20 protein-coding genes and 1 other annotated feature are annotated in these 18,275 nt (G+C 31.9%); of the genes, 7 read left to right on the top strand and 13 right to left on the bottom strand.

The features are described 5' to 3' along the window. Window positions 1-61: 61 nt before the first annotated feature. Both VQL36_RS06640 and VQL36_RS06635 read right to left on the bottom strand, forming a co-directional pair. On the bottom strand, window positions 62-199 hold the full coding sequence (locus VQL36_RS06640; protein WP_349248550.1) for a hypothetical protein: 138 nt from the start codon (window positions 197-199) through the stop codon (window positions 62-64). A gap of 53 nt (window positions 200-252) precedes the next feature. Then, window positions 253-473 (bottom strand) — a binding site (T-box leader). Between the two features lie 96 nt (window positions 474-569). Continuing rightward, window positions 570-1,220: a hypothetical protein gene (locus VQL36_RS06635; RefSeq protein WP_349248549.1), complete on the bottom strand. Its 651-nt coding sequence runs from the start codon at window positions 1,218-1,220 to the stop codon at window positions 570-572. Between the two features lie 453 nt (window positions 1,221-1,673). Here VQL36_RS06635 and VQL36_RS06630 point away from each other — a divergent pair, with 453 nt between their 5' ends. From VQL36_RS06630 to VQL36_RS06620, 3 genes are all read left to right on the top strand, one after another. After that, entirely contained in the window at window positions 1,674-2,900 is a 1,227-nt protein-coding gene (locus tag VQL36_RS06630) for an MFS transporter (RefSeq protein WP_349248548.1), read from the top strand. 93 nt (window positions 2,901-2,993) lie between these two features. After that, window positions 2,994-4,349, top strand: a complete 1,356-nt coding sequence (locus tag VQL36_RS06625) for an ATP-binding protein (protein ID WP_349248547.1) — start codon at window positions 2,994-2,996, stop codon at window positions 4,347-4,349. Window positions 4,350-4,370: 21 nt separating this feature from the next. Then, window positions 4,371-4,991: a response regulator transcription factor gene (locus tag VQL36_RS06620; RefSeq protein ID WP_349248546.1), complete on the top strand. Its 621-nt coding sequence runs from the start codon at window positions 4,371-4,373 to the stop codon at window positions 4,989-4,991. 225 nt (window positions 4,992-5,216) lie between these two features. Here VQL36_RS06620 and VQL36_RS06615 read toward each other — a convergent pair whose 3' ends face one another. Continuing rightward, complete coding sequence (locus VQL36_RS06615; protein ID WP_349248545.1) at window positions 5,217-5,684, bottom strand: GNAT family N-acetyltransferase; 468 nt, start codon at window positions 5,682-5,684, stop codon at window positions 5,217-5,219. Between the two features lie 232 nt (window positions 5,685-5,916). On the opposite strand from VQL36_RS06615, the gene VQL36_RS06610 reads away from it, so the two are divergent. From VQL36_RS06610 to VQL36_RS06600, 3 genes are all read left to right on the top strand, one after another. Further along, the gene (locus VQL36_RS06610; RefSeq protein ID WP_349248544.1) at window positions 5,917-6,318 is read left to right on the top strand and encodes a thiol-disulfide oxidoreductase DCC family protein; all 402 of its coding nucleotides are present in this window, start codon (window positions 5,917-5,919) and stop codon (window positions 6,316-6,318) included. 20 nt (window positions 6,319-6,338) lie between these two features. Next, window positions 6,339-7,253 carry a TIGR01777 family oxidoreductase gene (locus tag VQL36_RS06605; RefSeq protein WP_349248543.1) on the top strand — a complete coding sequence of 305 codons (915 nt, stop codon included), beginning with the start codon at window positions 6,339-6,341 and terminating at the stop codon, window positions 7,251-7,253. Window positions 7,254-7,352: 99 nt separating this feature from the next. Continuing rightward, a complete protein-coding gene (locus VQL36_RS06600) occupies window positions 7,353-9,329 on the top strand; it encodes a dihydroorotate dehydrogenase (protein WP_349248542.1) in 1,977 nt (658 codons plus the stop codon). Window positions 9,330-9,405: 76 nt separating this feature from the next. Here the strand turns inward: VQL36_RS06600 and VQL36_RS06595 are convergent, their stop codons facing one another. From VQL36_RS06595 to VQL36_RS06585, 3 genes are all read right to left on the bottom strand, one after another. Continuing rightward, window positions 9,406-10,107: a pirin family protein gene (locus tag VQL36_RS06595; protein WP_349248541.1), complete on the bottom strand. Its 702-nt coding sequence runs from the start codon at window positions 10,105-10,107 to the stop codon at window positions 9,406-9,408. Beyond that, window positions 10,100-10,540 carry a DoxX family protein gene (locus VQL36_RS06590; protein WP_349248540.1) on the bottom strand — a complete coding sequence of 147 codons (441 nt, stop codon included), beginning with the start codon at window positions 10,538-10,540 and terminating at the stop codon, window positions 10,100-10,102. Before VQL36_RS06590 ends, VQL36_RS06595 begins: the two co-directional genes overlap by 8 nt. 172 nt (window positions 10,541-10,712) lie before the next feature. After that, a complete protein-coding gene (locus tag VQL36_RS06585; RefSeq protein WP_349248539.1) occupies window positions 10,713-11,153 on the bottom strand; it encodes a MarR family transcriptional regulator in 441 nt (146 codons plus the stop codon). A 423-nt stretch (window positions 11,154-11,576) separates the two neighbouring features. Between VQL36_RS06585 and VQL36_RS06580 the strand changes: the two genes are divergently transcribed. Continuing rightward, complete coding sequence (locus VQL36_RS06580; protein ID WP_413789485.1) at window positions 11,577-13,457, top strand: bifunctional metallophosphatase/5'-nucleotidase; 1,881 nt, start codon at window positions 11,577-11,579, stop codon at window positions 13,455-13,457. 90 nt (window positions 13,458-13,547) lie between these two features. Here the strand turns inward: VQL36_RS06580 and VQL36_RS06575 are convergent, their stop codons facing one another. The 7 genes from VQL36_RS06575 to VQL36_RS06545 all read right to left on the bottom strand — a co-directional run bounded on the left by VQL36_RS06575 (window position 13,548) and on the right by VQL36_RS06545 (window position 18,211). Continuing rightward, window positions 13,548-14,303 (bottom strand): class I SAM-dependent methyltransferase, encoded by a 756-nt coding sequence (locus VQL36_RS06575; protein WP_349248537.1) that lies wholly within the window; start codon window positions 14,301-14,303, stop codon window positions 13,548-13,550. A 4-nt stretch (window positions 14,304-14,307) separates the two neighbouring features. Next, complete coding sequence (locus VQL36_RS06570) at window positions 14,308-14,874, bottom strand: GNAT family N-acetyltransferase (RefSeq protein ID WP_349248536.1); 567 nt, start codon at window positions 14,872-14,874, stop codon at window positions 14,308-14,310. An 88-nt stretch (window positions 14,875-14,962) separates the two neighbouring features. Next, window positions 14,963-15,601: a pyridoxamine 5'-phosphate oxidase family protein gene (locus tag VQL36_RS06565; protein WP_349248535.1), complete on the bottom strand. Its 639-nt coding sequence runs from the start codon at window positions 15,599-15,601 to the stop codon at window positions 14,963-14,965. Between the two features lie 147 nt (window positions 15,602-15,748). After that, window positions 15,749-16,081, bottom strand: coding sequence for a helix-turn-helix transcriptional regulator (locus VQL36_RS06560; RefSeq protein ID WP_349248534.1), 333 nt, complete (start codon window positions 16,079-16,081; stop codon window positions 15,749-15,751). A 269-nt stretch (window positions 16,082-16,350) separates the two neighbouring features. After that, window positions 16,351-16,977: a bis(5'-nucleosyl)-tetraphosphatase (symmetrical) YqeK gene (gene yqeK / locus VQL36_RS06555; protein ID WP_349248533.1), complete on the bottom strand. Its 627-nt coding sequence runs from the start codon at window positions 16,975-16,977 to the stop codon at window positions 16,351-16,353. Between the two features lie 69 nt (window positions 16,978-17,046). After that, window positions 17,047-17,292, bottom strand: a complete 246-nt coding sequence (locus VQL36_RS06550) for a DUF2164 domain-containing protein (RefSeq protein ID WP_349248532.1) — start codon at window positions 17,290-17,292, stop codon at window positions 17,047-17,049. A 94-nt stretch (window positions 17,293-17,386) separates the two neighbouring features. Then, window positions 17,387-18,211, bottom strand: coding sequence for an alpha/beta hydrolase (locus VQL36_RS06545; RefSeq protein WP_349248531.1), 825 nt, complete (start codon window positions 18,209-18,211; stop codon window positions 17,387-17,389). Window positions 18,212-18,275: the final 64 nt, after the last annotated feature.

The following is an 18,275-nucleotide window of genomic DNA, read 5'->3' as shown; positions in this document are numbered from 1 at the left end:
CTTTCTCACTCCTTGATTTTGATATTACAATTCATTTTCCATAGATTCGCTGGCTAAGTTCTCACCACATCCTTGTGGTGAACGTATTAATGTTTACATCTAAAATCGTCCACTTCCTTGTGGACAACGATGCACCAAAACATCCTGTTTTGGCAGTTCGTCCAATTAAGGTTCCTCGACTAACACCAACCACGTCCATGTGGCCAACGTCGACATCAATTCATCCATGAATTGAAAAACTCCCGCCTCAATTATAGAGACGAGAGTTATGTATTTTCCCGTGGTACCACTCAATGTGCATTGTTTATAGTTAATGCCGCTCAAAACGATATCGGAGTTACCGGATCTTCCTACTTTTATGTTCAAAAGATCATCTCATGGGTCCGCTTCTTCATGTTCTCCGTACCGACTTCCACCCAGCTCGGCTCGCTTTGACTCTCAAACATGAGTACTCTCCCAATCACTGATTATGATGTTAAAATTATATTATGAACATTTTAAATGAAACGGTTTTGAATGTAAAGAGGGGATTAACTTTTTAAACATCGAAGATGCACAAAGCCAAATAATTATTTAAAATTGAGAAAGTTTGATTTTGGAAATTTGTGATTGCCTCTCCTTCTTGTTTTTGAAATCCACTTAAAACCCATATATCCTAATAAAATTAAACCCAAAAAGACAATGAAAAGTGTTACGCTGTTAATATCTTTTTCAAAATCTCTTAGTGGAAGATTTAATTGTTCAGAAAAAGAACTTAAGACCAAGTCAATTGGTTCTAGTGGAATATCACGTATTGAATCTAAAAGGTAACCATCACTAACTTCAAAAGCAGTATACCCATCTGGAGCTAATAATTCAATATTAGGAGATACAGACGATAAAAACACGATATATTTTTTACCTTCATCAAACTTGTCTGATAAATCAACACCTTCACAACTAGTATTTCTAGGCATAGGCGTTCTATTTGTTTTAGGTAATGATATTTCTTCAGCTAATCTTTGCGGACTTATGTATGAAATCACTTGTATATTAGCTTGTCTACCATTCTTTACACTTATCGCGTCACCATAAATGATTCCTTCTATATCCTCATTGTTATAGAAGTATTCAATACTTTTTGAAACTACAGAACAACCATAATTTTGTGATGGAAACATTGAGAATACAATAAGAATTAGACATATTAATATGATAGATTGCAATAATTTAAAGTTCATCTATTAATCCTCCATATAAAAATTATAAGTAAACCTTATACAAAAAAGGTTAAAAAATGTTGCGGTTTTATTTTACAAATAATATAACGGGATAAAGCTCAAACAGAAGATTGCAGTTTAAAACCTAGTATATTTAATCCATTCCCCATCTTCAACTCTTATTAAAGCCGATGTTATAACTGCATACATTAGATAAAATTTTAATATAAGCATTGTAATAGAGAAATTATCAAAAAATAAAAACTACATTAAAAAAGTGTGGTTTTATTTGTTAACATTCAGTATAATATAAAAAACCCATTTAATGAAACTAAGTTTCATTAAATGAAACAAATGTTGTAAAAAAATATAACTAAGAACCTAACTAACTAATTTATAAGAACATTTGTTTGATTAAATGATCGGATTCATGTATAATTTCTCAATATCTAAAACACGGAAGAAGGCGACTACATGATAGAAAGATTTAGATCGATTAACCCAGTAAGTAAAAGTATTATATTTGGAACTCTTTTTACTCGTGCAGCTACCTTTATGACCATGCCTTTTCTGGCTATTTATTTATCTAAGGTTCATGGAATTAGCCCTGAAATGATAGGGGTTATCTTAGGAGTAAGCGCACTTGTAAGAATATTTGGTAGTTTCATAGGCGGAAATTTATCGGATCGATACGGACGAGAAAATGTAATGCTCATCTCAATTTTTGTATGGGCCTTTGTTTTTTTAGGTTTTGCTTTAGCCACTCATGTATTTATGTTTTTTATATTAAACGCACTTAACGGATTATGCAGTTCCTTTTTCGAACCATCCTCAAGGGCATTATTGTCTGATGTTACAAAACAGAAAAATAAACTACTTGTATTTAATTTAAGATATGCTGCAATTAACGTTGGTGCAGCGTTCGGACCACTAGTGGGATTCTTAATAGGAAGCTCTAAATCTACCATAACCTTTGTAATCACTGCAATCGTATATTTGTTGTATGCAATTTCCCTATTATATATTTTACCAAAACATAGAGATTCAAATAAAAAAATAGAAGTAAAAGAAAAAGTAACAATGATGAAAGCTTTGAGCGCATTGCGACAAGACTTAGTTTTTCTAGTAGCAGTTATTGCCTTTATATTTGGAGTTATAGGTTATTCTCAATTTGGTTCCACAATGCCACAATTTTTTGAAAATGTTACTTACTTTGAAAATGGAGTTGCCTTATATACTTCTCTCATAATTTTAAATGCGATTACGGTACTCGTTGTCCAATATCCTGTGACTCGTATAGGTAAAAAGTTCTCGCCAATTATATCAATCATGTTAGGTACTCTTACAACTTCTATCGGATTATTCGGAGTAGGATTATTTGAGTCTATCTTTTTGATCGGATTATCAATGATCATCTTTACTATAGGTGAAGTCATGATGTTTACGATGTATGACCTGTTTGTTGATCAGATTGCTGATCCTTCAATGAAGGGAACTTATTTTGGAGCGATGGGATTCACCTCGCTTGGTGGCTCTGTAGGACCTTTTATAGGTGGAGTATTATTAGGTGCATTTGGTTATGGGGCACCAGAAATTGTGTTTGGTATCTTAGCTTTAATTAGTGCTATTGGATTTCCTTTATTTTTATATGTAAATATGCTCATGAAAAAAACAAAACGAAATTTAGATTATTCATTGTAAATTTGGATCGGGTATACCCGATCTTTTCTTTTTTTTACCTAAATCATGTTATGATATTCAAAGAATATTACTTATGAACCAAAGGTGATTTAAATGTTTTTTTATTTTATTATATTATTTATCATTGCTATATTTTTAGTCATCATCAATCCCAAAAATGAGTCCAATCGTTGGGCATCAGTCTTTTTGTTATTTGCCAGCTTAGGCGGCCTAGCAGACACGATAAGATCCTTGGTCTTGCCCTCACTCTCAAAAGATAATTTTTTAAATCTATATGATTTCTTAACTAAACTTCAATCTATATTAGATTTTACCAATCAAACTTTAACACCTTATGGAGTACTTGTTTTTGCAATTGTTTACTCTGAAGTTTTTAATAAAAAATGGCGTTCTTTTTTAAAAGTTGTTCTTTTACTTCCTATTGCATTCATGTTTTTTACGGCTTCATACTTCCCTATGTTGAAATTAAATCATTTAATTTTACTTTACTGGGTTGCACCTTATTATCTCTTCTCATGTTTTTTATTAGCGTACACATTTATAACTGAAAAACATCTATTAAAGAGGAAAAATAAACTTATCACTTTTATCATCATAGTACCTACAATATTGTCTATTCTTTTCTTTATAAACATCATGAGAGTGTATAATCCTAATTTCAATTTTTTCCCTTACGTTAGTGTTTTTATAATATTTTCATTAGTCACTGCTCTTTTTTTCAGCTTCCGTTATGGGGTGTTAGGTATGAAAGTGAACATTGAAAAAGATCACTTAAATACAATGATAAAATCAGTAAGTTCCGGTACAGCTATCTTAAATCATACTTTAAAAAATGAAATTGGAAAAATTACTTTAACTACAAAAAACTTAAAAAAATCATTAGAAGAAACCAATCAAGATGTAGATACTTATTTTAAAATTATTAATAAAGCATCAAATCATATGCAGGAAATGGTTGACCGCATCCAAGATCAGATGAAGGACATAAAATTTATAGAAACAACAAATAATCTTGAAGAATTAATCGTAGAGTGCTTAGAGAACTTAAAGTCAGATTTAGATGAAAAAGAGATCGAAGTCAATTTAGTATTCATTGAAAGCAGTAATCTATTTTGTGATCGGATACATATCCAAGAAGTATTTAACAATATCTTGAAAAATGCCATAGAATCCATGCCTATAGGAGGATCATTATCTGTGGACACCTACAAAACTCGAAAACACATCGTTGTATCCATAAAGGATAACGGAAAAGGTATTTCTAGCGAAAATTTAAAATATGTATTAGATCCGTTCTTCACGACAAAAAATAAAACGCAGAATTATGGGTTAGGTTTATCCTACTGTTATAATGTCATGCAGCAATGTGGTGGTTCAATTGAACTGTATAGTGAAGAAAATAAGGGAACTGAAGTTAAGTTGTTGTTTCCAAATTATATGATAGTTTGAGAATGAGAATGGAGTTTGTCTATGAATAAAATTAAAATATTGTTAGTTGAAGACGATTTAGATTGGCTGCATATGATTAGCGAGTTTTTAAATCAAGAAAATGATTTTCAAGTGATTGGTAAAACCACAACTCACGAAGAAGCTTTAGAACTCGTATCTAATACAAAATTTGATGTTGTTTTATTAGATATTAACTTAACTGAAAATCAACTAGATGGAATTTATACAGCTGTTGAGATCTCTGAGTCAAATCCCGAAGCTAAAATCATCATGCTCACCTCTTTAAATGATGAGGAAATTATAAAAAAAGCATTTACAGCAGGAGCAATTAATTATGTAGCTAAACCCAATTTTGAACAACTCCCACATGTCATACGCCTTGCCTTTTCTCATTCACATCCGATGGATGTTTTCAAAGAAGAATTCCATCGTTTAAAAAGAGAAGAACAGCTTCAAAAACTAACACCTGCCGAAAAAGAAGTATTCGAGCATATCGAAAAAGGCATGACACAAACGGAAATCGGAAAAAAATTATATAAATCAGAAAGTACATTAAAGAACCAAGTCAATAAAATTTTAAAAAAGCTAGGTGTAAAAAGCAGCAAGGAAGCCGTTAAAAAAGTGAAAAGAAAGGGACTATAGACTCGCAACCAAAGTCATCCAAAAGCTTATAGTTCTGAATATTAGAATTAAGAAACTTGATACCGTATTTTTCCATCAACTTGAATAGTAATTGGGTATGTAAAATTCTCCCCTTAAATTGTAACGATTCCTCTCCCTTTTTCTTAATAGTTGTCAGCTTTTAATGTAATCGTTTTAAACAGTAATCGTTTATAAAGAAGAAAAATTTACGAAATAATAATGTTACTAAATTTTTTTAGACATGCTAATATCCGTAGGTTCATAATTCATTTTTTTATATAGGTTAATCGCACGTTCGTTGTGAGCAAAAACATGGAGAGATATCTTTTCAATTCCTTTTTCTTTTGACATCTTTTCCAATGCTATGAGAGAGTCTTTTCCGTAGCCCTTCCCTCTATGTTCTTCATCTAAGTAAAATTCGTATATAAAAGCTTCTTTTTGTAACTTTGAATCATCAAAAAAATACCATAGCCACCCTATCGTTTTCTCTTCATTTACGATAGAAAGTAAATGGTGTAGATTTGTATTTAACCCTTGAGGTAATAAACGCTCAAAAGTCTCTTTTGATTTATTCAGTGCCTCCTCCTGAGACCATGTACCCGCTTTAACTTTTTCATTAGCAAAATGATCTATACTATGTGAGATAAATTTTTCATAATGAACTGCAGACATAGCTATTAATTCAATAGTCATTTTTAATTTCCCCTTTTTAAAAAGTTACCCATTTGATGGAATGAGTTGGTATAAGCTTCTTTGTTATGATATTTTGAGTAAGGGTCTGCGATATCCAACTAACAATATTTTACCATATTTTTCTGAATATCTATTCCATTAGTTTTTTACTTTAGCAAAGTACTATAAAATTTAGAACTAATCAAAATCAATACGTTCAAGTTATACTTAGAACAGTAAGGAGCTAATTACAATGAATAAAACATCTATTTTACTTTTTGATGGTGTTTGCAATTTATGTAACGGTGTTGTTCAATTTATTCTTCCAAGAGATTTAAGAGGGAACATAAAATTCGCTTCATTGCAATCCAATGCTGGTCAAAAGTTTCTTAAGCAGTATAACTTAAACACAAAAGAAATAAGCACAATTGTCCTTATTCAAGGAAACAAAGCCTATACTAAATCAACTGCAGCGCTTCGTTTATGTTTACTATTAAAAAAATTATGGCCTATCCTTTTTGCTTTCATCCTTATACCAAAATCAATAAGAGATGTTGTGTATGATATTATTGCAAAAAATAGATATCGATGGTTTGGCAAGAGTGAACAGTGTTTGATTCCAAGTAAGGAACATAGAGAAAAATTTCTAGAATAGTAGCATAAGGGGTGAGATCAATGAGTCGTAAAATAATACTACCTGGTGGCTCTGGTTTTTTAGGAACTTCATTAGCTGACTATCTAGTTATGAAAGGTTATGAAGTTGTTATTTTAACTAGACAGCCTTCATCAACTAAAGATCATATTAGATATATTCATTGGGATAGTCAAACTCTAGGGGATTGGCAAAAAGAGATTGAAGGAAGTTACGCAATTATCAATTTCACAGGGAAAAGTGTGGACTGTATTTATACTAAAAAAAATAAAGAGAGTATATTATCTTCTAGAATTAACTCTGTAAAAGTATTGCATAAAAGTATTAAAAAATGTAGTAATCCTCCCGATGTATTTATACAAGCAGCTTCTTTAGCTATTTATGGAGATACGGTAAATGAATGTGATGAGAATGGGACTCATGGTACTGGATTTTCAGTTGAGGTTTGTGAAAAATGGGAAGAGACTTTTTTTGAAATGAATCATGAAAAAACTCGTCAAGCTTGTTTTCGTATTGGATTCGCTCTAGGAAAAGATGGAGGTGCATTAGAACCTCTCATTAACTTAACGAAATTAAACCTAGGTGGAACGATAGGCTCAGGTAAACAATATATAAGCTGGATTCACCTTGATGATCTAAATGAGATGTTCTTAAATGCTATTGAAAGCAATCAATACTCTGGAGTATATAATGTGACTGGACCTAATCCTGTCACAAATAAAGAATTTATGAAAACCTTAAGAAAAGTATTAGGGAAAGGATGGACTCCGACCGTTCCAGCTCTAATTGTTAAATTTGGTTCATTTTTTATTATGAAAACAGCTCCAGAACTTGCACTAACTGGTCGTAGATGTATGCCTAAACGATTTTTGAACAAAGGGTTTTCTTTTAAACATGATAATTTAGAAAAAGCTTTGCAACAAATTATCTATGAATAACAAAACCTGAGAGACCTTATCTCAACTAACCAAACAAAACTATAACATTTAAAATTAACTCAATATCATTTAGAAATGAAAGGGAAAGGATGAAATATTGTGCCCGATTGGTCATATCAAACTATTTTCAAACCCCTTTTATTCAAGCTTTCACCTGAAATATCTAGAAACTTTACTTTGAAATCAATGAATAGATTAGCCACAATGCCTTTTGGAATAGGTGGCAAGATCATCGAGTTCATGGGTCACATGAGCCCTTCCATCTCATTAAAAAAGGATCTGTTCGGTACATTCTTTTCATCCCCAATTGGTCTTAGTGGAACAATTGATCCAGGATTAATTGGAACTGAAGCATTATCCAACTTAGGCTTTGGTTATTTAGAAATAGGACCCATTACTTTACTTTCAGAAACAGCAAATGATGGGATGACTCGCGATCAAAAAGCAGAAACCATTGAATACCCTTGTATATATGAAAATATAGGACTAACAAAAACACTTTCTCGCTTAAACAAGCTTAAACCATTAAAAACACCTTTAGGTTTCCGTATTTCACATTCTAAAGATGCTTCAATAGACGAAGCAATCAACGAGTTGTCAACCTTAGTAAATTCATTATCCTCATTTGCAGCATATTTCGTAATAGATCTAAGGAAGAACTTACGGAACGAGTGCTATACATCCTTAAATGATAACTTTAAGTTTAAACAATTATTAAATCAAACTAAGACTCCAATACTTTTTTCTGTCGATCCACAAATAAGCAAACACATCTTACAACTTTTAATAAACAATGTTATTCAAATAGGTAATTTAGGTTTCATCATTGACGAGGCTATATATTCAAGTGATGGAAAATATAAAGTTGGTAAAGAGATTAAGGACAGCAACATAGAGCTTGTAAAGTTTCTGCGTACAAACACTTCTCCTAATTTTAAAATCTTTGCTTCAGGCGGGATATATGAACCATCTGATGCTCTGGAGTATCTGGAAGCCGGAGCAGATTTTTTACAAATTCAAAGCGGATTGGTTTTTTCAGGTCCAGGATTACCTAAAAGAATCAACGAAGCCATTATATATAATAAACTAAATCAAAATCATGATTTTCAACCTATCCATCATCGTAAAAAAGAAAAAGAAGTATATCTATATAAAAATGTAAGCTGGATCGGATTCTTCTTATTTTCACTAGGTATTTTTATTGGTGGAATCATTGCACTTTATCTTGGTTTAACTCAGGTTATTTTATCCTATGATGAAAAATTTTTAGGGATGTCTAAAGAGCAGCTAACACTTTTTTTTAGTAAAAGGCTCATTTTTTTTATGGCGCATGATCGTATTACTTTATCAGGTACAATGATCTCATCAAGTATTTTATATGGAGGTTTGAGCTTTTATTTAATCAAAAATGGTGTTCATTGGGCTAGGAAAGCAGTTGTAATAGCTGGTGTAATTGGATTTTTGTGTTTTTTTCTTTTTGTTGGCTATGGATACTTTGATAAGCTTCATGCTCTATTGTGGGTTATTTTACTCTCTTTTTTCATACTAGGTCTTAAAGATAAAAATAAAATAAACAAAATTGATGCTTGCTCAAACCTGACTAACTCACAAGCATGGAGAAAAAGCCTTTGGGGGCAACTTCTATTTATCTCTTTAAGTATTGCTTTTATTATTGCTGGTATCTCAATTTCAATAATTGGTATAACATCTGTATTCGTCAAAGAAGATTTACAATATTTATGTTTACCCCCTACTTTATTAAATCAAGTAAATGAAAATATCATTCCTTTAATTGCACATGATCGAGCTGGTTTTGGTGGGGCTTTATTAACTGAAGGCACATTATTGTTGATGATTTCCTTGTGGGGTTTTAAAGAGGGGGCAAGGTGGTTATGGATGATGCTTTTATTAGCAGGTATACCTGGATTTACATTAGCTATTGGGACACATTTTATGATTGGATATGTAGATATAGTTCATCTAGCACCTGCTTTTGTTGCATTTTTTATGTATATCTTTGGCTTAATATTAACTTATTCTTATTTAATGCTTAACGGAAGAAAATACAACAATTAATAATGCTTATTCAAAAAAAGGATGAGTGAATTCTAGAGGACAGCAAACATCTGCTGTCCTTATCATTTTTATTCAATTATACTAAATCTATTAACAAAAACCTTGCATCTGATTTTGCTTGAATCAGAACTGATGTCTCATCTGTCAAACGAGCTGAATCTCGTTTGGATAAATGAATATCCTTATTTAATGTTACGTCCCCTTCAATGACAAAAAGGAACACTTTTCTCCCAGATTCCTGTGTATGTGTTAATTCCTTGCCTGTTTCCAAGTCAGACATGTAAATTGTTACATCTTGATTAATGTAAGCCACATGTTCTGAAGCTTGGTTAGAAACTACTGGAAGTAAGTTATTTTTCATTTTTGAAGGCTCATACGTTGTTTTTTCATATTCCGGTGTTACACCTTTTTTATTTGGCAAAAACCATAACTGAAAGAAGTTTACTTCTTTAGTAGTAGAAGGATTGAATTCAGAGTGGTAAATCCCTGTTCCCGCACTCATTCTTTGAATGCCACCAAAAGTAGTGACTGCTGAATTTCCTTCACTGTCTTCATGCTTCAACTCCCCATCCAAGACAATCGAAACGATTTCCATTTCTTCATGAGGGTGTTTGCCAAAACCTTGAGACGGACGTACGAAATCATCATTAAATACTCGTAATGAACCAAATTGCAAGTTTTCTGGATCATAAAAATCTGCAAACGAAAAACTAAAGTTTGATTGTAACCAACCATGATCTCGTGAGAATCTAGATTCCTTAGGATAAACTTTAATCATTAGATATCACCTTCTTCGTTTTTTTAAAAAAGTGATGGTCAAGAGAATACTTTCCAGAACCGATGAATGCTATACCTATTACTGTAGCAATAAGAACTAATGGATATTCCATACCACCTTGATCTGCCCATATTCCTGCTGGAGCATGTACTTTAACGATGGCACCTAACATAATAACTGAAATCATTGCAGAAGCAATAGGAGTTACAAGACCTAATACTAGAAGAATTCCACCGATTAGTTCACCTGCTCCAGCAATAAATGCCATTGAAGTTCCTGGCGATAATCCGATAGATTCAAAAAATCCTCCAGTACCTTGTAAACCATAACCACCAAACAAACCAAATAATTTTTGTGAACCATGACCAATGAATAAAAGACCAACTACCAAACGAATCATTAATAATCCAATCCCAATTCTATTTTCTCTCATAAAATGTTTCTCCTTTCAAAATTTATCTCGAATTCGAGATATTTGTTTAATAAAAAGGAAGTATAACTTTCTTCCATGTTACAGACGCCCACCTCTATAGGTGGGATCTTCAAATCAGGTGGAGTAGAGTCTCCATCTGATTTCTCCATGTTTAAGCAAAGCTTAAACGAGTTCACTCTATGTGTTTTGCATAAATGCCTAATTTTTTTAGCAAAAAAATGGCTTCTTTTTTTTCCTCATCTGATAAACCATTGACGATTTCATCAATTTTATTTTCATGTTTTGGAAAAATTTCATCAAAGAGTTTCTTTCCTTTTTCACTTATGATTGCATAAATAATTCTTCTATCTTTTGGATTTGGATTTCTACTTAAATATCCTTTTTCTTCTAATTTATCAACGACATAAGTTATACTTCCACTCGCAATTAATATTTTCTCCCCAATTTTTTGCAGGGGCTGTTCACCTTTGTGATACAAAAGATCAAGTACAGCAAACTCAGTTGGATTTAATCCATAACTTTGTATATCCTGATGCGCTAAATCACTTATTGTTCTAGTCGCACGTGATAAAACAATAAATAGTTTTAAAGATAAATTTAGATCACTTTTCATTCTAAAATCAAACCTTTCAATTATCTCGAATTAAAGATAATTATACAAAAAAATTTTATAATATTAAACAATACAACCTCCTTTTAATTTCATTAATATTTTAATCAAATTTCTTATAGAGATAGAATACATCACTAACTTACTTTTGTCAATTAACTTTTAAAAATTAATTTATAAACGATTTTCTATCATTTTGGGTGGTCAAATTTACCCTTAATTTCCGTTTTTAGAGGAGATTGGTTGCGTTTACACACCTTGCTACATTACGTATTTTTCCAATATTTTAGATGTTTTTATTCTCTCCATTTAGAGTTATAATATTCATGGGAAATATAAAAATCATAATTTTTATAGATTTTTTTAGGGGTTATTTTTTGAACCAAATTTCCATTGTAATACAAAATAAATCTACTAAAAAGGAGAATGGAAATGTTTAAAAAAGTAGGAACTTTAGCCGTAACAGGTGCTTTATCTTTATCATTAATGATGGGAAGTGTTAATGCAGAGCCATTACAACCTATCCCTCATATGGACTGGATGAAGGATAAACAAATCATTCAAGGTTATAAAGATGGAAACATAGGGCTAAACAAAAAAGTATCACTTGCAGAAGCAGTGACTTTATTTGCAAGAATTCAAGAGGTTACTGATTTAGAAGCGGATCCTAAAATCAAACATTGGGCATCAGCATCTTTAAAATGGGCATTAGATGAAGGAATTGTTACAGATGTAAAAAACCCTAACAAAAAATTAAGTAGTTCTGAACTTATTGCTATCGGAAATTCTGCTGGATTAGAGCTTGAATTAGAAGAAGGCAATACAGTGACTCGTGAAGTGTTTTTTGATGCTTTAGGTGAAGCAGCAACGACACAAATCACTATTGGCCACACAAATGACGTCCATGGTCACATTGAGGAAGACGATTATAACAAAGAATTTGGTTATGCAAAAATGGCAACAATTATTAATGAGTGGAGAGCGGAAAGCGAAAACTTCTTCTTAATTGATGCTGGAGATACATTCCAAGGTACAATCTTTGTTAACCAAACAGAAGGTGAATCTATTCTTCCAATTTTGAATCAATTAGATTATGAAACAATGGCAGCAGGAAATCATGAATTTGATTTTGGTTTTGAACAACTATTAAACTTAGCGGGACAATTAGAATACCCTGTTATTTCTTCAAATGTATTTACTGAGGATGGATCTGAATTACTAGATCCTGTCCACTATGCTGATATTGGTGAAAAGAAATTTGCATTTATAGGTTTTGTAACTGAAGATACACCAGTTGTCACTCATCCAGATAATGTAGAAGGACTAACATTTAAATCACCTGTAGAAGTTGCAAAAGAAATGGTGCCACAATTAAAAGAAAAAGTGGATCATGTCATTGCAGTCTCTCACGTGGGTCTAGAAGTAGATAGAGAAATTGCTGAAGCAGTAGACGGCATAGACTTAATTATTGGTGGACATTCACATACACCTATTGAAACTCCTGAGCTTGTAAATGGCACATATATCGTTCAAGATTGGGAATATGGAAAATCTTTAGGTAGAGCTGATTTATACTATTACAATGATGAACTTGTTGCTTTTAGCGGCGGTTTAAAAGAATATGATGCAACAGTTGAAGCAGATCCAGAAATTGCGCAAATGGTTACAAAAGTTACTGAAGATATCAAAGAAATCATGAATGTAGTGATTACGAATTCAGAAGTAGATTTAGATGGAGATCGAGCTTTGATAAGAGCTGGTGAAACAAATATCGGAAACTTAATTACTGATATTTTAGTTGAAAAAACACAATCCATTGCTGGTTATGAAGCTGATGTTGCAATTATGAACGCTGGCGGAATTCGTACTCAGCTATCAGCTGGAGAAATTACTAAATTAGATTTAAATACACTTCTCCCTTTCCCTAACACATTAGCTGTATTAGATGTTACAGGTGAAGAGCTTGTTGCTGCTTTAGAACATGGTGTAAGTGCGGTTGAAGATCAAAAAGGACAATTCCCACAAATCAGTGGTATGTCATTCACTTATGATTCAAGTAAACCTGCTGGCGAACGTGTAATAAATGTAAAAGTAGCCGGAGAAGATATTGATGTAACAAAAACGTACAAGCTTGCTACAAATGATTTTGTTGCAGTTGGTGGAGATGGATACGCAATGTTTGAAGATAATGATTCTTTCAACACAGGATTAACGATATACTCTGTAGTTGAAGAGTACTTTATGGCTCAAGACAGCATCAATCCACAAGTTGAAGGACGTATTGTAGATACAAGCAAAACTGAATAATCACTTGTGAGATAAGAATATAACAGCGGATGAAGGGTATACTACGATATATCCTTTATCCGCTTTTTTTGTGTTCTTAATTGAAGAATTTTAGACACCACCATAATAAACTTCCGTATTATAATGAAAAGTTACTTGTCCATTTTGATTGTATAAATTAAAGACATCTCGTAATTGAACCATAATAATTTCGTAGTTATCTTCTCCTGGGACTGGTGAATAAGAAGACGACAAGAGCCTGCCCTTTAATTGTTCAAAATTAAATACCTGATAATTTGGACATGTGAATGTTTTATACCCTTCGTTATTGAAAAAAGAATTTAATTCACGATGCCCTATATTTTGATGATTCACTTCATTGTAATCATTTGCATATTTTTTCAAAATGCGTTCGTACGCTACTGAAAATTCACTTTCTTCAGTTAAACGATTGTTCCATATTAAAAAGACTTTTCCATTTGGTTTTAATATTCTTTCAAATTCTTGTTTCGTTTTTTGCAAATCAAACCAATGGAAAGCTTGTGCAGATACTATGAAATCAACTGATTTATCTGGTAATGTAGTATTTTCTGCTGATCCATTTATGGAAATATAGTTTTCGTAGCTTACTAACAAGTTCTCTGCTGCCTCTCTCATTTCCTGATTAGGTTCAACAGATAACACATTAGATTCTCTATCTAAAAGTAGATTCGAAAAAATCCCTGTTCCAGAACCAACATCTGCTATAATTGAGTTTTGCTTAAATCCCAGTTCATTATACAAAAAATCTATTGTTTTTTTGGGATAACTAGGTCGGTATTTCACATAATTTTCAACTCTGTTTGAAAATCTTTTTTTATTATCCACTTGATCACTCCATCTCTTCGTTTAATATTACCATATGAATATGATCTTCCCATTTCCCATTAATCTTCAAATATTTCTTAGCTAAACCTTCTGATTCAAATCCCAGTTTCTCAACTGCTCTTAATGATGCTTTATTTCGAGGCATAATGTTAGCTTCAATCCGATGTAATTGTAATTCGTTAAAAGCATACTCGATCACTTTGTTAATGGCTTCTGTTATGTAACCTTGATTTATCTCTTGTTGACTCAATTGATAACCCATATGACACGATTGAAAAACACCCCGAACAATATTATTTAATGAGATTGAGCCTATGATTTCCTCTGTATCATCTTCTTTTTTAAAAATCCATACTTTTAACATAGATTTATCTTTTATGTTTGTAAGGTCTTCTTTTAGTTTTCGAGATTGAAACTGAACTGTATAAAATTCTTCATTCACTAGAGGGCTCCAAGGAGTTAAAAACTCTTTGTTTTTATTTAGGTACTCTACTACCTTTTCGGCATAGGATTCATCTATTATTTTTAAGATTAACCTATTAGTAGTAAAATTCATTTGATAATCATTCATTATTAAACTAAACCTCCTTTATATTTGGGGGTTTATCATAGTACTACAATCCCTACTCTAATGTCAATAATAATCATAAATAAATACTTTAATAAAGTCGTTTTGTATAACTCTCTTGAAGAGATTCCTCTATAACTTTAGGAGATATGTTGCTGACATTGACGTGATCAGCCATCATATGTGGTATAGACGGCAGATTCTTTTTGTCAGTCCATGTTTTCTGGTCCCATAACTGAGACCTAATAAGTGATTTACCACAATGCACAAAACATTCTTCTATTTGTATACCAATCCCTAACAAAGGAACCTGTTCGTTTACTGCCATATGTTTCAACATCTCTTGATCTTTAATCACACACGCCTTCCCATTGATTCTAAGTGTTTCCTTTAATCCAGGTATTAAAAATATAAGTCCAACATGTTGATTTGATAAGATATTTTTAATGGAATCCATTCTTTTGTTCCCTTGCCGTTCAGGTAAAACAATATGTTTGTCATCTATAATATGAATAAAACCAGGGGCATCACCACGTGGTGAAACATCACATATTCCATTTGCATCTGAAGTCGATAATACAACAAATGGAGATAATCTTAAATATTGACGACAATGTGAATCTAGCTTAGAAACCACCTTTTTTATGGCTCTTTCACTAGGGTATCCTAGCATTTCCCTTAGTTCTTCCTCTGAGGTCACAACTTCTTTGAATATTTCTAAATGATCCATTGTTCACTTCCATTCTTCGTATATGTTTATTCCTCCAAATAGATGAAAAAAACACCTAATGAATAGTTGCCTATTTTTAGATGTTCAATAATTACTAGATTGTTAATATTACGGACTATAACATAAGAAGTTTCATTTGAAGAAACGTTATTTCTCTGTTTTATTTTTTTTCCACAACCGGTACATCTCAAGTGTATCTTTTAAATGTTGTGCTTCATCATCTGTTAACTTTACATATTCACCGTTAAAATAAATTTTATTATCCAAATTTCCTTTTGTATTTGTTTCTCCTGTAAGAAGCCAATCAATGGAAACCTCATATAGGTCTGCTATTTTTTGCAATATTTCATTATCCGGTTCAGATTTATCGTTCTCATACTTTGAGATTGTCGTAAAATCTATCCCTAATCGTTCTGCAACTTGACTTTGAATCAATTGTTTATTTTTACGTGCTTTTTTTAATCTAGCACCGAAAGTCATTGATAGATCACCTCTGAACTTAAGTATAAAGGAATTGTATAAACTTCAAAATAAAGTTGAAAAAAATTCAAATAAACACTTGATTTTGAATTAATTTCAAGTTACACTGTGTTTATAGAATTTTTTTCAATATAAGGAGTAATTATGGAATACTTATTTTATTTGTTTATACTTGCATTATTATTTTTTGTTCTTGCCATTATAATTGAAATTAGAGTTACTTCAAAAAACAGAAGATCTCCTTTTCATAAAAAAAAGAAAACAAACGATCACGATGATTTCTGAGTAATTTCTTTCAACTCAAAATAAGCATCGGCTAACCAAGGGTGAACAACCTTTAGTGAATCTCTTTGATCCCACAAATATGTAATATATGAAAATGCAGCATGTTCTAGTGATTTCTCCATTTGGGTTAAAAGATGTTGGATATACGGTGGTGTTCCAGTTTGATCCCATTCAATTTTATCAGCAACAAATAGTACTTTATCCAAAGTTGTCGAGTTAGCACATAACGTAGTATGACAGCCAATAGCATCCAAAATAATTGGATCATCGATTCCAAAAACTTCTCTTGCCATAACCTTTGATATTTTCTGATGAATGATTAGCGGAAACTTTTCTTCCTCTGGTAAAATATCAATACTTAATTGTTTAGCCACTTCTATTCGTTTATGATTTGGAAAAATACCACTAATGTCATGTAATAATCCTGCTATCTCAGCTGCATCAGGGTTCACATTAAATTGGCGTGCTAGTTTTTTTGCTTCAGCAGCCACTCTAATAGAGTGATCAGCAATAATGTGTTTATCATGAATTTGTAGAAGTTGAATGACATCTTTTTCTAAATTATCAGTGAGGTCGAACGGTTTCATTATATTTACTAAATAGGATTTCATATCTTCCTCCTAGTTGTTCTATACATACATTTCACATTAGATACGAGTTCGATTTAATCTAATAAAAGATTATCTCTGTTGCTTTTCTAAGGAATATAGGTCATCTTCTATATGCACCATCTTTTCATTTATTAACATTCTTGCATCACTAATAGCTTGATTATATATGTAGGGTCCTAGTTCTTTCATAATAAAATCAAGAAAATTTTCTGCAGCTAGATTCCCTATCTCCTCTGACCGTTCTATAGAAAAATAGTGCTGAATGTTTGCTATCATCTGATCCTTTTGTTCCTTTGGTAACTTTGTTGGTTTCATAAGCCCACCCCTTTGATTTAGTATTCTGTACAATTTCATTGTAGTCTAATATCATATTAATATACTTTCGCACCAATTTACTATTTTAAAATTTTTAACCTTCATTTACTCTAATGAGCCATTCTTCTACCAATGAGTTGAATAATTTACTTTGTTCGATTTGTAAACCGTGACCAGCACGATCTAATACGACAAAACTACCTCTTGTGTAATTTTCCATTAATCCAAATGCATCTCGGTATCCAGTAAAAGAATCTTGCTTTCCTAATAAAAATAAGACAGGTTTTTCATAAGGCTCAGGCAATTGATCTACTTCAAATGAAAATCCATATCCTTCATTTTTTAGTCTTTCAATAAACTGTGCATTTGCCAGGTAAGCTCCTGATAAAATCTCATTCTTAAATCTTTCAAAATAATAAGTATCCTGTACTACAGCTAAAGTTTGGAACTCTTCTAAATCTTTATCCATTTTAAATTTCTCTAAGAATTTCTCATTTTTATATATTACTCTATGTTCCGGTAAATCCCTTCTGTCTTTATCAGGGATAATCATTGGACAGATGAGCAGCATTCCATCTATCATAGTTGTTCTCTTTTTCAATACTCCTCTAGATATGTAACCTCCATAGGACTCCCCAATTATTAGAAAGTTTTGATTAGGTATAACTTCATCAATAAACTCTAGTACAATCTCTAACATCTGATCTGAATTTTTGATCCAGTCCTTTGCTTCTGATCGACCCATACCAGGAAAATCTAAATAAATTCTTTGGTACTCATTGGTATGATCCTTAAAAATAGGTTCCATACACCCTTTCATGACCTGTGAGTCTAATGAATATCCGTGAAGCATAATGATTGGTTTTCCTGTTCCATAAACTTCATAATGAACTGATATATTGTTTAAATGACACTTCATTATTAAACCACCTTATATTAAATTATTATTCTCAAACTTTACTGACACTCGAAAAAGGAAATAA

It is taken from the genome of Chengkuizengella sp. SCS-71B (genome assembly GCF_040100845.1).
Taxonomy (GTDB): Bacteria; Bacillota; Bacilli; order Paenibacillales; family KCTC-33759; genus Chengkuizengella.
Note: the sequence above shows the minus strand (reverse complement) of the source record. Positions and strands in the feature narration are given on the sequence as shown.